The sequence below is a fragment of the Rhizobium sp. RHZ02 genome, assembly GCF_014851575.1.
GTDB lineage: Bacteria > Pseudomonadota > Alphaproteobacteria > Rhizobiales > Rhizobiaceae > Rhizobium > Rhizobium altiplani.
In genome coordinates, this window is record NZ_JACUZX010000037.1 from 26,127 (window position 1) to 41,781 (window position 15,655).

General features: G+C 62.0%; 13 protein-coding genes. 3 read left to right on the top strand and 10 right to left on the bottom strand.

The window, feature by feature from the left end; all coding sequences use genetic code 11:
* Positions 1-5 precede the first annotated feature (5 nt).
* From IB244_RS29680 to IB244_RS29690, 3 genes are read right to left on the bottom strand one after another with little or no spacing between them, the layout of a single operon-like run.
* Positions 6-881 carry a patatin-like phospholipase family protein gene (locus IB244_RS29680; RefSeq protein WP_169681296.1) on the bottom strand — a complete coding sequence of 292 codons (876 nt, stop codon included), beginning with the start codon at positions 879-881 and terminating at the stop codon, positions 6-8.
* 42 nt (positions 882-923) lie between these two features.
* A complete protein-coding gene (rsmD, locus tag IB244_RS29685) occupies positions 924-1,484 on the bottom strand; it encodes a 16S rRNA (guanine(966)-N(2))-methyltransferase RsmD (RefSeq protein ID WP_018116136.1) in 561 nt (186 codons plus the stop codon).
* The gene (locus tag IB244_RS29690) at positions 1,465-3,318 is read right to left on the bottom strand and encodes a pseudouridine synthase (protein ID WP_192306627.1); all 1,854 of its coding nucleotides are present in this window, start codon (positions 3,316-3,318) and stop codon (positions 1,465-1,467) included. Before IB244_RS29690 ends, rsmD begins: the two co-directional genes overlap by 20 nt.
* Positions 3,319-3,408: 90 nt before the next feature.
* Here IB244_RS29690 and IB244_RS29695 point away from each other — a divergent pair, with 90 nt between their 5' ends.
* Positions 3,409-3,846 carry a nucleoside deaminase gene (locus IB244_RS29695; protein WP_025659444.1) on the top strand — a complete coding sequence of 146 codons (438 nt, stop codon included), beginning with the start codon at positions 3,409-3,411 and terminating at the stop codon, positions 3,844-3,846.
* Between the two features lie 116 nt (positions 3,847-3,962).
* On the opposite strand, the gene IB244_RS29700 is transcribed toward IB244_RS29695, so the two are convergent.
* From IB244_RS29700 to chrA, 7 genes are all read right to left on the bottom strand, one after another.
* On the bottom strand, positions 3,963-4,589 hold the full coding sequence (locus tag IB244_RS29700) for a hypothetical protein (protein WP_018856922.1): 627 nt from the start codon (positions 4,587-4,589) through the stop codon (positions 3,963-3,965).
* Positions 4,590-4,722: 133 nt separating this feature from the next.
* The gene (gene ileS / locus IB244_RS29705; RefSeq protein WP_192306629.1) at positions 4,723-7,629 is read right to left on the bottom strand and encodes an isoleucine--tRNA ligase; all 2,907 of its coding nucleotides are present in this window, start codon (positions 7,627-7,629) and stop codon (positions 4,723-4,725) included.
* Between the two features lie 281 nt (positions 7,630-7,910).
* Complete coding sequence (gene mctP / locus IB244_RS29710) at positions 7,911-9,386, bottom strand: monocarboxylate uptake permease MctP (protein WP_112644305.1); 1,476 nt, start codon at positions 9,384-9,386, stop codon at positions 7,911-7,913.
* Positions 9,376-9,573 (bottom strand): DUF3311 domain-containing protein, encoded by a 198-nt coding sequence (locus IB244_RS29715; RefSeq protein WP_018856919.1) that lies wholly within the window; start codon positions 9,571-9,573, stop codon positions 9,376-9,378. The genes mctP and IB244_RS29715 overlap by 11 nt, the downstream gene beginning before the upstream one ends.
* Positions 9,574-9,706: 133 nt before the next feature.
* Positions 9,707-10,690, bottom strand: coding sequence for a bifunctional riboflavin kinase/FAD synthetase (locus IB244_RS29720; RefSeq protein WP_018856918.1), 984 nt, complete (start codon positions 10,688-10,690; stop codon positions 9,707-9,709).
* A gap of 27 nt (positions 10,691-10,717) precedes the next feature.
* Positions 10,718-11,566, bottom strand: a complete 849-nt coding sequence (locus IB244_RS29725; protein WP_018116665.1) for a TIGR01459 family HAD-type hydrolase — start codon at positions 11,564-11,566, stop codon at positions 10,718-10,720.
* A gap of 101 nt (positions 11,567-11,667) precedes the next feature.
* Positions 11,668-13,116 carry a chromate efflux transporter gene (gene chrA, locus IB244_RS29730; protein WP_192306631.1) on the bottom strand — a complete coding sequence of 483 codons (1,449 nt, stop codon included), beginning with the start codon at positions 13,114-13,116 and terminating at the stop codon, positions 11,668-11,670.
* A gap of 310 nt (positions 13,117-13,426) precedes the next feature.
* Here chrA and groES point away from each other — a divergent pair, with 310 nt between their 5' ends.
* Both groES and groL read left to right on the top strand, forming a co-directional pair.
* Positions 13,427-13,723 carry a co-chaperone GroES gene (groES, locus tag IB244_RS29735; RefSeq protein WP_004675403.1) on the top strand — a complete coding sequence of 99 codons (297 nt, stop codon included), beginning with the start codon at positions 13,427-13,429 and terminating at the stop codon, positions 13,721-13,723.
* A gap of 74 nt (positions 13,724-13,797) precedes the next feature.
* Entirely contained in the window at positions 13,798-15,438 is a 1,641-nt protein-coding gene (gene groL, locus IB244_RS29740; RefSeq protein ID WP_018116667.1) for a chaperonin GroEL, read from the top strand.
* Positions 15,439-15,655: the final 217 nt, after the last annotated feature.

The window sequence follows — 15,655 nt, forward strand, 5'->3', positions numbered from 1 at the left end:
AGCTTCTAGGAGGCGATCCGCGCCTCGATCTCCCGATCGAGTGCGTATTTCAGTTTGTCCTTGACGCCGACCGACATGGACAGGACTTGGCGCGCCTTGAGGAAATCCATCACGCCGATGCGCCCGACTGCGGGGCGAAGGAAGATGTGCGGCGCCTGCAGCCGCAGCTTCAGGGAAATCGCGGTCTGCATCATCAGCTGGCCGGAGCCGAAGATACTTTCCATCCGGTTTGGAATGTGGGCGCCATCTCCTTCCGGCGCGCCTACGACGTCGATGCCGATGACGATGTCGGCGCGATCCATCAGGCATTCGTAAGGCACGGGATTGCTGATGCCGCCATCGATCATCACCCGACCGTGCAGCCGCACCGGCATGAAGACGGCGGGGATCGCGGAGGAAGCCGCCAGCGCCGGGAGCAGCGCTCCCCCGCTCGTCAGCACCTCGCACTGGCCGTAGTAATCGGTCGCCGTCACTGTCATCGGGATTGAGAGGTCCTCGAAGCGATCCGGCAGATCGGCGGGCAGGAAGGCTTTCAGGATACGCTCGAGATTGAACTGGCCGATGCGCACGCCGTTGGCAACGGCATCGCGCACCGTCTGCGGTCGCAGGCCCCACAGGCGGCTGACAACGGCAGCCTTGTTGCCGACCGTCATCATCACATGTTCGCGGATGGCTTCGCCGGTCATTCCGGCCGCCATCCCCGCGCCCATGATCGAGCCGATCGAGGATCCGGCAATCGCCACGGGGCGAATGCCGAGCTCATCCAGCGTTTCGATGATGTGGATGTGGGAGAGGCCGCGCGCGCCGCCTCCGCCGAAGGCAACAGCAACAGTGGGCATAGCTCGTGATGTGCCGCGTGGGGCAGGCAACTCGGTTTCCATCGTCCCTGCCTGCTGCACCGCTGCCCCCGATTTCCTCAGCCCTTATTCGGGCTGATAGCGGAAGAAATGAACCTTGGTATCGCCGAACGTTCGGTTTTCCAAAAACAGATAGGAAGGATCGACCGAAACGGCAACGTCTGCGCGTTCCTCAAGAACCGCAATCGCGCCCGGTTGCAGCCAACCGCCCTTGGCGGCGGCGGCCATCGCCTTTTCGCCGAGACCCTTGCCATAGGGCGGGTCGGCAAAAAGCATCTGGAACGGCTCGAGATTGCCGACGCTGCCGAGATCGGTCGCGTCGCGCCTCAGGATGCGCGTCCTGCCATGCAGGCCGAGCGCATCGATGTTTTCCCAAAGCAGGCCCCTGCCCTCGACACTGTTTTCGACGAATAGCGCATGGCGGCAGCCGCGGGAGACGGCTTCGAGGCCGACGGCGCCGGTGCCGGCAAAGAGATCCAGTATCCGGGTGCCGTCGACGCATTCCGGATAGGCATGGCTCAGAATATTGAACAGGCTCTCACGCGTCCGGTCGGCTGTCGGCCGGATGTCGTTTGACTTCGGTACGGCAAGCGGCCGTCCGCGAAATTCACCGCCGACGATCCGCACCGCGCGTCATTCCCTTTCCTTTCGGTCCACCCCGCGACGGCCCGCCCGAAGGCTTGCCACCGCCGCCCGGCCTGTCGCCCTTCGGCTTGCCGGAGAAATTCTTGCCGCCGCCGGGTTTGCCGCCGAAGCTCTTGCCGCGCGGCTTGTCACCAAAGGACTTGCCGGCCGGACGCTCCGAACGGGCCTCGCCCGAGAAGCTCTTGGCGCGAGGACGCTCGTCGCCCTCGGCGCGGGGGCGCCGATCGCCGCGTGGCTTGTCGCCAAACGGGCGGTCGCCACGCGGACGATCCCCAAATGAACGCGGACGCTCGTCACCCTCTTCGCGCGGCTTGCGATCCCCGCGAGGGCGGTCACCGAAGGGACGGTCGCCACGCGAAGGGCGATCGCCATGCGGTCTGTCGCTGCGGGCGGGACGGTCGCCAAACGAACGTTCGCCGCGCGCCGGGCGGTCACCAAAGGACCGCTCACCGCGAGCCGGACGATCCCCGAAAAAGCGCTTCCGGCCGAAGCCCTCGTCGCCTTCATCCTTCGGCTTGCGAACGATCTCGCTGGAACGGATCCACTCGCCCTCGTCATCGCGGGCGCGGTTGATCTGAACGCGCGGCCGGTCGTCGCCGTGGCTCGAGCGCTCGGGCTTTGCGGAACCCGGAGCCTCGCCGCGTTTGCGGGCGGTCTTCGCATTCTTCTCGGCCTTAGCGGCCGCCTTTTCGCCGAGCGGTCGGGCGCCCGGCGCCATCCAGACATTGGCGTTGCGGCGGCTGCCGAGCGCGGGGCGCTTCGGGCGATCATCGTCCATGCGGCCACCATCGCGACGGTCATCACGGCGGTCGTCCCGCTTGGTGTCGAGGCGGCTCAGCGCACGCTCGCGCTTGTCCTCAGGCTTGCGGGGGCGTTCGCGGCGCTCCGGCTTCGCTTCCGGCTCTTCCTCGGCAACAACAGCAGGCGTGTTGTAGATCGGCGCGTCGAAATTGGCCTTCGCGTCCTCGATCAGGCGCGGGCCGAGCTGGTCGCGCAAGGTGCGGCCACGCACTTCGACGACGTCGCGCTCCGGCAGGTCACCGAGCTGGAAGGGGCCGTAAGAAATGCGGATCAGACGGTTGACGTCGAGACCGAGCGCGCCGAGCACGTTCTTGATTTCGCGGTTTTTGCCTTCGCGCAGGCCCATGGTGAGCCAGACGTTCGAGCCCTGCGTGCGATCGAGGGTCGCTTCGATTGCGCCGTAGAGGACACCATCGACGGCAATGCCGTCCTTGAGCTTGTCCAGCGCGTCCTGGTCGATCTCGCCGTGGGCGCGCACGCGGTAGCGGCGTAGCCAGCCCGTCGTCGGCAGTTCCAGCGCGCGGGCGAGGCCACCATCGTTGGTCAGAAGCAGCAGACCCTCGGTGTTGATGTCGAGGCGGCCAATCGACATGACGCGCGGCAGGTCTTCCGGCAGGTTATCGAAAACCGTCGGCCGTCCCTCCGGGTCCATGTTGGTGGTCACGAGGCCAGCGGGCTTGTGATAAAGCCAGAGTCGTGTGCGCTCGATCCCGCGGATCGGAACGCCGTCCACCTCGATCTTGTCGGCCAAGGTGACGTTGACGACGGGCGTGTCGAGGAGCTTGCCGTTCAGCTTGACGCGGCCGTCCATGATCATGCGCTCGATATCGCGGCGCGATGCGACGCCGGCGCGCGCCATCACTTTCGAGATGCGCTCGGCCTTGGCATCGCCCTCGGCGACGTCGTCCGCCTCGGTCTCGACGAGCGCCTTTGCCGGCTTGGCACCGGATTTTGGGCCGGCATTGCGCGGGGATGGCTTGCCGCCTGGCCGTTTTGGCTTGTCTTTGAATGTCATTTGTTGTTTGCCTGCCTTTTCGGGCCTTCCTATCAGGTCGCGCCCCTGCGGTTAAGTGGAAATTGTCGGATCGTGAAGACAAATCAATTTATGGAGCTGGCGCTGGACCAGGCCCGCGCCGCCCGAGAGCGTGGCGAGGTGCCGATCGGAGCGGTTCTGGTGATTGACGGGGCCGTGGTCGCCGCGTCAGGCAACCGTACGCGCGAGCTTAACGACGTGACCGCCCATGCCGAAGTCGCCGTCATTCGAATGGCTTGCGAAGAGCTTGGTCAGGAACGGCTGACCGGCGCCGACCTCTACGTCACGCTGGAACCCTGTACGATGTGCGCGGCGGCCATATCCTTCGCGCGTATTCGCAGGCTCTATTATGGCGCGGAAGACCCTAAGGGTGGCGCCGTCGACAACGGCGTGCGCTTCTACCAGCAACCTACCTGCCATCACGCCCCGGACGTGTATTCCGGCTTGCAGGAAACGACATCCGCCGAAATCCTTCGGACATTCTTCGCGCAGAAGCGGGATATGCCGTAACAGGAGCACGAAGATCGGGCCGCCCGCAGGATCTTCCTAGCCTGCCAGTTTCTGGACGCCTTGCTGATTGACAGGTGGGCAAAAGCAAAGCGGGGCTGACTGCCCCGCTTGAAACCTTACTGGAGGAAATTCCACCACTGCTTGCCGGTACCGGCGATCGCAGCTTCCTTTTTCTTCTTCTTCGCCTTCTTCAGCTCCGGTTCGCCGAGATCGTCCAGCTTTGCCGGATCGTCGACCGCGCGATATTCGGTTGGCGGATCCGAGATGTAGCGGCGATCTGTATAGGTACCCTTCTGGGCGGCGCGAGCCTCGCGATAAGCCTTGGTCTGGGCCTCAGTCGTTTGCCGACCACCTTCAACCTTGTCGCTTGCGAGCGGCGAGCGATAGTTCGGGTTGTCGCTGTTTTCGTCAGCTTCCTTGACCAGACGGGCGCGCGTTTCTTCCGGGGATTCGATCCACTGCGGATTATCCTTGCTGGCGATGGTCTGCTGCGGCTCGGCGAGGGTTTGCTTGGCTGCTGCGGACGGCAGAACGAGGCCCGGACGAGCGCTGTACTTGACGCCCTTGTTCTTCGGACCGTCGCCGGTGAGAGAAACGGACTGACCAATGTCGTCGGTCAGCTGTTCCATGGCGGTCTTGTCTGTTCCGTAGCGCGGGCTCCCCACGCAGCCGGAAATCAGCGAGCCGCCTGCCACGGCGACGGTCAGGCAGACGCCCAAACGGAACCAACGCGTTGATAACATGAAAACCCTTCCAGCCATGCCGGTGCAATCTTCGCCCTACCGGACAATCGTCCCCCTGACGCAAAAATCCGGCCATTTTCAGGCAGCTTTTACCGGATGAACCACCGTTAGGCAATTCACCCGGCAATATTCTTCAGTTTTGCACCGATAGTTCGCGCAATGCAGCCGCATCACGGGCCGAGACGTCCGGATAGGCGGGATCGGAGCCGACATCCGTGGTGATCCGCCAGGAGCGAGCGCACTTGGTGCCTTCGGCCAGTTTCGGCTCGACGCTGACACCTGAAACCTCGAGTAGACGGAAGGCATCTGCCGGTCCTTCGGCGCTGTCTACGACGATGCCCGAAGTGATGCAGATTTCCTCGAAGTCCTGACCCTCAAGTGCCTTCAGGAGCTCCGCATCGGCGACGTGGACAACCGGGGCAGCCTCCAGCGAAGAGCCGATGCGCTTGTCCTTGCGCTCGATTTCCAACGCGCCGGTAACGACCGTACGAACGGCGCGGATCTTCTTCCACTTCTCGGCGAGTGCCTCGTTCTTCCATTCGGCCGGAATGGTCGGGAACAGCTCGAGGTGAACCGATACAGCCGAAGAATTGCGCGACAGCCAGGCCTCTTCCGTCGTAAACGGCAGCATCGGCGCCAGCCAGGTCACCATGCATTCGAAGATGGTGCGAATGACATGCAGGGCCGAACGACGGCGCAGGCTCGACGGCGCATCACAGTAGAGCGCATCCTTGCGGACGTCGAAGTAGAAGGCCGACAGCTCGACGTTGGCGAAGTCGATGAGCGCGCGGGCAATCTTCTTGAACTCGAAGGCGTCGTAGCTTTCGCGGACGAGCTGATCGAGTTCCGCCAGACGATGCAGCATCAGCTGCTCGAGTTCCGGCAGATCGGCAAGCGCAATAACCTCGCCCTTGTCGTGTGCCAGCGTGCCGAGCATCCAGCGGATCGTGTTGCGCAGCTTGCGATAGGCGTCGATATTCGTCTGAATGATCGCCTTGCCGAGGCGCTGGTCTTCCCAATAGTCCGTCGTCATGACCCAAAGACGGAGGATGTCTGCGCCGGCATCCTTCATCACCTCCTGCGGGGTGACGGTGTTGCCCTTGGACTTCGACATCTTTTCGCCCTTCTCATCCATGGTGAAGCCATGGGTGACGACGGCATTGTAAGGCGCACGGCCGCGCGTCGCGCAGCTTTCCAGCAGTGACGAGTGGAACCAGCCACGGTGCTGGTCCGATCCCTCGAGATAGACATCGGCCGGCCATTTCAGGTCGGGACGATCTTCCAGCGTGAAGGTGTGGGTCGAGCCCGAGTCAAACCAGACGTCGAGGATGTCCATCACCTGCGTCCAGGGCTGATTCGCCTTCTCGCCCAGGAAGCGCTCGCGAGCACCATTGGCGAACCAGGCATCGGCGCCCTCGTTCTCGAAGGCTTTCAGGATGCGGGCGTTGACGGCATCATCCTGCAGGATGCCGCCGTCATCATCGACGAACAGGCAGATCGGCACGCCCCAGGCGCGCTGACGCGACAGGACCCAATCGGGGCGCTGTTCGATCATGGCGCGCAGGCGGTTCTGGCCGGCTCCCGGCACAAAGCGGGTTGCGTCGATCGCGTTCAATGCGCGCGAACGCAGCGTCGAGCCGTCGCCGAGTTCCTTGTCCATGTAGACAAACCACTGCGGCGTGTTGCGGAAGATGACCGGCTTCTTCGAACGCCAGGAATGCGGATAGGAGTGCTTGAGGCGGCCGCGCGCAAACAGCGCATGGCGACCGATCAGCCCCTTGATGACACGCTCGTTGGCATCGCCCTTCTTGCCCTTGTCGTCGATGACGCGAGCAGCACCGCCCTCGGCGTCCGGACCGAAGCCGGGCGCGTCGGCCGTGAAGAAGCCGGCATCGTCGACCGGGAACGGGATCGCGGACGAAATGCCGCGCGCTTCGAGTGCCCGGGCGTTGTCCATCCAGGCGTCAAAGTCTTCGCGACCATGGCTCGGCGCGGTGTGGACGAAGCCGGTGCCCGTCTCGTCGGTGACATGGTCGCCGTCGAGGAGCGGCACTTCAAAGTGATAGCCACCGCCAAGGCCATGCAGAGGGTGTGCGCAGGTGATCGCGGCAAATTCCGCCGCCGCGACATCGCGGACGAACTTGAGGGTCACCTTCGCCTTCGCGGCCGACTCTTCTGCGAGACGCTTGGCGAAGATCAGCCGTTCACCGGGCTGCGGTCCGAAGTCGTTCTCGGCCGTTTCGACCTCGTAGAGGCCGTAGCTATACCGCGAGGAATAGGCGATCGCGCGGTTGCCCGGGATCGTCCACGGCGTCGTCGTCCAGATCACCACGAAGGCGTCCTTGAGTTCGTTGGGGCCGTCAGCCACCGGGAACTTCACCCAGATCATGTCGCTTTCGACATCGGCGTATTCGACTTCGGCTTCCGCGAGCGCCGTGCGCTCGACGACCGACCACATGATCGGCTTGGAGCCGCGATAGAGCTGGCCGGACTTCGCGATCTTCAGGAGTTCGCCGGCGATGCGCGATTCAGCGTGGAAGTTCATCGTGGTGTAGGGGTTGTCGAAGTCTCCCTCGATGCCGAGGCGCTTGAATTCCTCCGACTGCACCTTGATCCAACTGGCGGCAAAGTCACGGCATTCCTGGCGGAATTCGTTGACCGGAACCTCGTCCTTGTTCTTGCCCTTCTCGCGGTACTTTTCCTCGATCTTCCATTCGATCGGGAGGCCATGGCAGTCCCAGCCGGGAACGTAGTTGGCGTCGAAACCGCGCATCTGGAACGAGCGGTTGATGACGTCCTTGAGGATCTTGTTCAGCGCGTGGCCGATGTGGATGTTGCCGTTGGCATAGGGAGGGCCATCGTGGAGCACGAACTTTTCGCGGCCGGCGGCGGAAGCGCGCAACTTCTTGTAGAGGCCCATCTGCTGCCAGCGGGCAACAGTTTCCGGCTCCTTCTGCGGCAGACCGGCGCGCATCGGGAAGTCTGTTTCCGGCAGATAGAGGGTCTTCGAATAGTCAACTTTTTCGGCTGCATCGGTCATGTCTAGCAATCGTCTCTAGGCGCCACGGGAGCGGGCGCAACGGGCTTGAAAATTGGTGACGGAGGCGCTCGTCGTCCAAGCGCCGAAAACCCGGACCTTCCGGCCGCTTAGCGCGCGCGGAAGGCCGGGCCGATAATTCGTATCGTGATCGCCAGCCGGAACTTGTTCATCGCGCCGGTTCATAGGCGCTTTTGCAGGGAAAAGGAAGAGGGATTCCATGAGGTCATCGCATGGAAAAGCCGCGAACTTGCCCGCCCGCGGCTTCTGTTTTCGGGGGACGATCAGGCGCGCGCCGTCACTTTTGCCGGGATCAGCACATTGACGATGACGGCGACGATGACGTTCAACGCCAATGCCAGCAGGCCGATATAGACGGTGAACGAGGTCTCTCCGATGGTGACAGGCTGCAGCGGTTTCAGGCCGTTGATCCAGACGAAGAGCGTGCCACCGAAGAAGCCGACGAACCAGCCTGCGATCAGACCGGGCGCGCGGAACCAATTGGTGTAGAGGCCGAAGACCAGCGCTGGAAACGTCTGGAGGATCCAGACGCCGCCGAGAAGCTGAAGGTCGAGCGCGAATTGGGTCGGCAGGAAAAGGATGACAAGAAGCGCGCCGACCTTGACGACGAGCGACGTCACCTTCGCGACCTTTGCCTCGCCGGCATCCGTCACCTGAGGATTGACATAGGCCTTCCAGAAATTGCGGGTGAAGAGGTTGGACGCGCCGATGCTCATCACCGCCGCCGGTACCAGCGCGCCGATCGCAATCGCCGCGAAGGCGAAGCCCGCGAACCAACTCGGGAACAGCGTCTGGAAGAGCGCCGGCACGACATCGTTGGCGTTGTCCAGCTTCAAGCCTGCGGCATGTCCCATGTAGCCGAGCAGTGCCAGAAGGCCGAGCAGCAGTGTATAGGCCGGCAGCAACGCAGCATTCTTGCGGATGGTGTTGCCGCTGTTGGAGGCGAAGATGCCAGTCAGCGTATGCGGATACATGAAGGCCGCAAGCGCCGAGCCGAGGGCCAGCGTCGCGTAGGCGACATACTGGTTGGGCTGAAGAAGCAGGCTGCCGGAGCCCTTTGCCTGGAACGCGGCATCAGCGGCAGCAAAGACATTGGCATAGCCGCCAAGCTTCGAGGGAATGAGCGCCACGGCGGCGATCACCACGATGTAGATCATGATGTCCTTGACGAAGGCGATCAGTGCCGGCGCCCGCAGGCCAGCCGAATAGGTGTAGAGCGCCAGCACAATGAAGGCGATCGCCAGCGGTACCTCGCCATGCAGCCCCAGCGCCTTCAGCGCGGCGGTCATGCCGACGAGCTGCAGCGCGATGTATGGCATCGTGGCGATGACACCGGTTACAGCGACGGCAAGCTCCAGCCCGCGCGAACCAAATTGGCCGTGAACCACGTCACCGGCGGTCACGTAGCCGAAGTCTTTCGCCCGCTGCCAAAGGAGCGGCATGACCATGAAGACGAAGGGATAGACAATAATGGTGTAGGGCAGCGCGAAGAAACCGTAGGCGCCAACCGTATAGACCAGCGCCGGAACAGCGATGACCGTGTAGGCGGTGTAGAAGTCGCCGCCGACCAGAAACCAGGTGATCCAGATGCCGAAGCTGCGGCCACCAAGGCCCCACTCGTCGATATGGGCAAGCGTCTTCGGCCTTCGCCAGTGGGTGGCGACAAACCCCATCACCGTGACGAGCACGAAGAAGAAAACGAAGACGGCAAGCGCGGTGGTGTTGAGTTCAGTCGTCATTGCGCATGCTCCGGTAGGCGATCCAGGTCAGGAAAGCGGTAACCGGCACCCAGGCGAGCTGATACCAGTAGAAGAATGGGAAACCGAAGAGAACCGGGTCGTGAAAGTTGTAGAAGGGAACCCAAAGGAGCCCGATATAGGGAATGATGAGCAGCCAGCAGGCTGCTGTTCCAAACCTTTTATCCATTTGATGATTGCCTTTCGGTGCTTGGGGGCGCAGCGAATCCGCGTCTAATCAAACAGATGACATAGACCCCTGCCCCCACACGGCAACGGCCGTCGTCCCGAAAGGGCCGCAATTTTCGAAAGCGTCTGAACCTTCAGGCGAAGCAGATCTTGCGGTCGAGCTCGCCGAGCGGCTGTACGCCTGTCAGCAGCGCACTCGCCTCCTCCTTGTCGCGGTTCATCTGCTCCACGAGGGGGTCGAGGCCATCGAACTTCAGTTCCGGGCGCAGATAGCCGAGGAAGGACACGGAGCAGAGCTGCCCGTAGAGGTCGCCGCTGAAATCGAAGAGATACGTCTCGAGCAGTGGCGCGCCATTGTCGGTGACCGTCGGTCGGCGACCGTAGCTGGCGACACCATCATAGAGCGTGCCATCGGCAAGGCGGAAGCGCACGGCATAGATGCCCGCCTGAATGTCTGCTTCGGCGGGCAACCGCATATTCGCGGTCGGAAAGCCGAGCTGACGGCCAAGCTTCTCGCCGCCGATGACTTCCGCTTCCACCGTATAGTGATAGCCGAGCATCGCCGCCGCCTCGCTGACATTGCCATCCCTCAACAATTCGCGAACGTGGCTCGAGGAGACGACGTCGGTATTCTCGTCACGAAACGCGTCGATCAGCGTCACGCCAAAGCCGTATTTCTGGCCGGCATCCATCAGGAAGGCCGGGCCGCCTTCCCGGCCGCGGCCGAAATGAAAGTTGAAGCCGGTCACGACCTCGGATGCGCTGAGCCAATCCTTGAGGATCGAATGGATGAAATCGTCCGCCGAGCGCTGTGAGAACTCCCGGTCGAAGGGATATTCGATGACGGCATTGAAGCCGATCGCTTCGAGGATGCGCGCCTTGAGCGGCGCCGGCGTCAAGCGAAAGACCGGCTGCTCCGGGCGGAAGACAGTGCGGGGATGTGGCTCAAACGTCAGGACCAGTGCCGGAATGCCCCGCTGCCTCGATATCTCCAAGGCCCGGTTGAGCACGGACTGATGGCCCCGATGCACACCGTCGAAGTTGCCGATGGCAATCACGCCGCCATGCAGATGGGCCGGCAGGGGTTCGCGGGTTTCGTTGCGGTGAAAAACGGTCATCGGCTGGCTTTTCTCTTGCGAGGCTCGTTATGCGAGGCGGGGCATCCACCACTTCGGCGTCGCTCTTTCGCGCTCCAGATAGGCGGTGAGGATCGCCTCGTCGGTCACTCCATTCAGCGTATATTCCGTCGCGTGGATGCCGCCGCTGATATAGAGGAGATCAAGCCCGTAATCGAGAGCGCCGCGAACATCGGTCGGCATACCGTCTCCGATCGCAAGCACACGGTTCAGCGGAAAGTCCCCGTGGGCTTCGCGGGCGGCAGATAGCACGGCCTCGTAGATCGGCTTGTGCGGCTTGCCGGCAATGCGCGTTTGGCCACCGAGCTGATTGTAATACGCCGCCATCGCGCCGGCGCAGGGGATGATCTTGTGGCCGCGCTCGACAACCAGATCGGGATTGGCACAGATCATCGGCACGCCACGCGCCTGAAATGCCTTCAGCATCTTGGTGTAGTCTTCCGGGGTCTCGGTTTCGTCGTCGAAGAAGCCCGTGCAGACGACCGAGTCCGCATCCTTGGCCTCGACGCGCTCGACACCAAGGCCCTCGATGATCGCCTCGTCGCGATCCGGTCCAAGCAGAAATACCTTCTTCGGACCCTCGGCGATCAGGCCCCGCGTGACGTCGCCCGATGTGACGATGCGGTCATAGGCGCCATCCTGGATGCCGATCTGGCGAAGCTGCGTCACGACTTGCGGAGCGATGCGCGGCGAATTGGTGATGAGAACGACGGTTAGCCCCTCGCCGCGCGCTGCTTCCAGCGCCGCAGCCGCCTTGGGAAAGGGATCGACTCCATTGTGCAAGACGCCCCAGACATCGCAGAACACCGCGTCGTAGTGGCTGGTGATTTCTGCAAAGTTCTCGATCCGCTTGGCCATTCCGATTTCCCGCTGTCGTTAAGTCAAGGTGACATCGCAAAGGCATGCCGGGATGGCAAGGCATTTTGCAGTGAGCAACGGCAAAAAACTGTGCTCGTCGATTAGAGAAGGGCCTCGCCCGTTTTGATTAGCAGGCCTGCGGCAGTCGACACAGCAAGTATCGTCAGGAGGCCCTTCTCGAATCGGAAGAGCATCACGCACGCCATTACAAAGATCCCAAGCGCCGCGATATCGAGGGTCCGCCACTCCGGCCATGCGACGCTGACGATTGGCAGACCGGTTTTCCCGGACAGGAGTGCGGCACGGCCAACTTCGGCGAAGAGCACGTGCAGACCGAACCAAAGGGCAAGGTTGAGGATGACGCCGACTACCGCCGCGGTGATCGCCGAAAGGGCCGACGAGAGGTTTTCGTTGCTGCGCAGCTTCTCGATGTAGGGAGCCCCGGCGAAGATCCAGATGAAGCTCGGCACGAAGGTCGCCCAGCCGGCGAGGAAGGCACCAAGGAAGCCCCCGGCAAGCGGCGCCATGGCGAGCGGGTTGCGATAGCCGGCGAGAAATCCGACAAAACAGAGAACAAGAACAAGTGGCCCGGGCGTCGTCTCGGCAAGTGCCAGTCCATCGAGTATCTCGGCCGGCTGAAGCCAGGCGTAATGGCCGACGGCGACCTGGCCGACATAGGAGAGGACGGCGTACGCGCCTCCGAAGGTGATGACGGCCATCTTGGAGAAGAAGATGAAGACCGCGCCGAAAACATTGGTTTCGCCGCTCAGGGTTTCGGCGATCAGGTCCGTCGGTACATCGAGGCCGCGAATGAAAAAGAGTGGCGACTGCCAGACAAGGATCCAGAACACGAGCACCACAAGAGGCCTTGCGATCACATGCGTCGTAACCGCGGGAAAATGCGTGCGCGAAGAGGCTTGCGGCAAGACCGGCGCTGCCAATCGACGCTTGGAATACTTCATCCATAACAAGCCTGCTGCTGCGGCCAGGATGATAACCAGAGGAAACGGCAAGTTCAGGAAGAAGAGAGCCAGGAACGACGCTCCGGCCACATAATAATGAAAGCGCTCCCTCAGCGCTCGGCGCCGCACCCGGAGCAAGGCCTCGATGACGATTGCCAAAACGGCAGCCTTTGCTCCGAAGAAAAGCGCGGGAAGCCACGCGGCCTCCTGAAAGACGGCGTAGAGGCTCGACAGCATCAGGATGACAAGGAAGCCCGGCAATACAAACAACAAGCCGGCAATGAGGCCGCCGCGCACGCCGTGCATCAGCCAGCCGATATAGGTGGCCAGTTGCTGAGCCTCCGGGCCAGGCAGCAGCATGCAGAAATTCAATCCGTGCAGGAAGCGCTCCTCGGAAATCCAGCGCTTCTCATCGACAATCGTCGTGTGCATCAGGGCGATCTGACCGGCCGGCCCGCCGAAGCCCAAGCAGCCGATGCGCGCCCATACACGCGCCGCCTCCCCAAGTGTCGGTACCGCTATGATTTCGTCCGCCGGGATCGTTTTGTTCACGGTTGCCGCCCCCTGCCCCAAGCTGCTCGATACCATCGGCGTGTATGCGCGGCAATCCTGACGCCACTCGCCCCGCGGGTGCCGCAAACGTTCCGGGGATACAAAAGCTCTCCAGCTTCAGGACGTTCGGAAATCTCGGAGAGAACGCAGCCTGTCGCACTTCCGACAAGGATTTGCTGTTAAGGCTGTTTGTGAGGACGGCGAAGAAAAATTGCGGCCGTTCTTGACTCCCCGTTGGGCCACTCCTAAATGCTGCCTCGCTAGCACTCACCAAGCACGAGTGCTAACACCCATCCGTGCGGGCCGCTCTCGGCCTGCGAGTGTCATTTGATCGAGGGATTAGACAATGGCAAGCACCAATTTCCGCCCCCTTCACGATCGCGTCGTTGTCCGTCGCGTTGAGTCCGAAGAAAAGACCAAGGGCGGCATCATCATTCCCGACACCGCCAAGGAAAAGCCGCAGGAAGGCGAAATCGTCGCCGTCGGTTCCGGCGCTCGTGACGAGTCCGGCAAGGTCGTCGCTCTCGACGTCAAGGCTGGCGATCGCGTTCTGTTCGGCAAGTGGTCCGGCACTGAAGTCAAGATCAACGGCGAAGACCTTCTGATCATGAAGGAAGCCGACATCATGGGCATCATCGGCTAATCAGCCGTTTTTCCCCTTTCCGATTTTAGCTACGGGCCCATAGCCCGGACAACTCGAATTCAGGAGTTTCAATCATGGCAGCTAAAGAAATCAAATTCGGCCGCACCGCGCGCGAAAAGATGCTGCGTGGCGTCGACATTCTCGCTGACGCAGTGAAAGTAACGCTCGGCCCGAAGGGTCGTAACGTCATCATCGACAAGTCCTTCGGCGCTCCGCGCATCACCAAGGACGGCGTTTCGGTCGCCAAGGAAATCGAACTGGAAGACAAGTTCGAAAACATGGGCGCCCAGATGGTCCGCGAAGTTGCTTCGAAGACCAACGACATCGCCGGCGACGGCACGACGACCGCAACGGTTCTCGCTCAGGCGATCGTTCGCGAAGGCGCCAAGGCTGTTGCAGCCGGCATGAACCCGATGGACCTGAAGCGCGGCATTGACCTCGCTGTTGCTGAAGTCGTGAAGGATCTCCAGGCCAAGGCCAAGAAGATCAACACCTCGGAAGAAGTTGCCCAGGTCGGCACGATCTCCGCAAACGGCGAAAAGCAGATCGGTCTCGACATTGCTGAAGCAATGCAGAAGGTCGGCAACGAAGGCGTTATCACCGTCGAAGAAGCCAAGACCGCTGAAACCGAACTCGAAGTCGTCGAAGGCATGCAGTTCGACCGCGGCTACCTCAGCCCGTACTTCGTCACCAACCCGGAAAAGATGATCGCTGATCTCGAAGACGCCTTCATCCTCCTGCACGAGAAGAAGCTCTCGAACCTCCAGGCCATGCTCCCGGTTCTCGAAGCTGTCGTTCAGACCGGCAAGCCGCTCCTCATCATCGCTGAAGACGTCGAAGGCGAAGCTCTTGCTACGCTCGTCGTCAACAAGCTGCGTGGCGGCCTGAAGATTGCTGCTGTCAAGGCTCCTGGCTTCGGCGATCGCCGCAAGGCCATGCTCGAAGACATCGCGATCCTCACGGGCGGCACTGTCATCTCCGAAGACCTCGGCATCAAGCTCGAGTCGGTTACCCTCGACATGCTCGGCCGCGCCAAGAAGGTTTCGATCTCCAAGGAAAACACGACGATCGTCGACGGTTCGGGCGCCAAGTCCGACATCGAAGGCCGCGTTGCCCAGATCAAGGCCCAGATCGAAGAAACCACCTCCGACTACGACCGCGAAAAGCTGCAGGAGCGTCTTGCTAAGCTCGCTGGTGGCGTTGCAGTCATCCGCGTCGGCGGTTCGACGGAAGTCGAAGTGAAGGAAAAGAAGGACCGCATCGACGACGCGCTCAACGCGACGCGCGCTGCTGTTCAGGAAGGTATCGTACCGGGCGGCGGCGTTGCCCTGCTGCGTTCCTCCGCCAAGATCTCCGTCAAGGGCGAGAACGACGACCAGGAAGCTGGCATCAACATCGTTCGCCGCGCTCTGCAGGCTCCGGCCCGTCAGATCGCCGAGAACGCTGGTGACGAAGCATCGATCGTTGTTGGCAAGATCCTCGAGAAGGGTCAGGACAACTTCGGTTACAACGCCCAGACCGGCGAATACGGCGACATGATCGCCATGGGTATCGTCGACCCGGTCAAGGTTGTTCGCACGGCTCTGCAAGACGCAGCTTCGGTTGCTTCGCTGCTGATCACCACCGAAGCCATGATCGCCGAGCTGCCGAAGAAGGACGCTCCGGCTGGCATGCCGGGCGGCATGGGCGGCATGGGCGGCATGGACATGATGTGATAGGCGAAAGCCTATCGCTGAAGCGTCCATAAAGCTTCACCGATCTATCTCCTGGTTTTCCCGGAATAGGAAGGGCGGTCTTCGGACCGCCCTCAGATTGCTGACAAACCCCTGGCACCGTCTGGGGGTTTGTGATTCATTGGGACATGTTGAAGAAACCTGCCCCCACCCAGACGGCTCTTGAGATGGTGACGCTCGACAGTCTGGTGCCGAAGGA

What these genes read in the sequence shown, in the direction of transcription:
- mctP (WP_112644305.1), bottom strand. Translation starts at nt 9,386, where the DNA reads ATGACGACTGAACTCAACACCACCGCGCTTGCCGTCTTCGTTTTCTTC.
- groES (WP_004675403.1), top strand. Translation starts at nt 13,427, where the DNA reads ATGGCAAGCACCAATTTCCGCCCCCTTCACGATCGCGTCGTTGTCCGT.
- IB244_RS29695 (WP_025659444.1), top strand. Translation starts at nt 3,409, where the DNA reads ATGGAGCTGGCGCTGGACCAGGCCCGCGCCGCCCGAGAGCGTGGCGAG.
- IB244_RS29690 (WP_192306627.1), bottom strand. Translation starts at nt 3,318, where the DNA reads ATGACATTCAAAGACAAGCCAAAACGGCCAGGCGGCAAGCCATCCCCG.
- IB244_RS29715 (WP_018856919.1), bottom strand. Translation starts at nt 9,573, where the DNA reads ATGGATAAAAGGTTTGGAACAGCAGCCTGCTGGCTGCTCATCATTCCC.
- ileS (WP_192306629.1), bottom strand. Translation starts at nt 7,629, where the DNA reads ATGACCGATGCAGCCGAAAAAGTTGACTATTCGAAGACCCTCTATCTG.
- groL (WP_018116667.1), top strand. Translation starts at nt 13,798, where the DNA reads ATGGCAGCTAAAGAAATCAAATTCGGCCGCACCGCGCGCGAAAAGATG.
- chrA (WP_192306631.1), bottom strand. Translation starts at nt 13,116, where the DNA reads ATGGTATCGAGCAGCTTGGGGCAGGGGGCGGCAACCGTGAACAAAACG.
- IB244_RS29725 (WP_018116665.1), bottom strand. Translation starts at nt 11,566, where the DNA reads ATGGCCAAGCGGATCGAGAACTTTGCAGAAATCACCAGCCACTACGAC.
- IB244_RS29720 (WP_018856918.1), bottom strand. Translation starts at nt 10,690, where the DNA reads ATGACCGTTTTTCACCGCAACGAAACCCGCGAACCCCTGCCGGCCCAT.
- IB244_RS29680 (WP_169681296.1), bottom strand. Translation starts at nt 881, where the DNA reads ATGGAAACCGAGTTGCCTGCCCCACGCGGCACATCACGAGCTATGCCC.
- IB244_RS29700 (WP_018856922.1), bottom strand. Translation starts at nt 4,589, where the DNA reads ATGTTATCAACGCGTTGGTTCCGTTTGGGCGTCTGCCTGACCGTCGCC.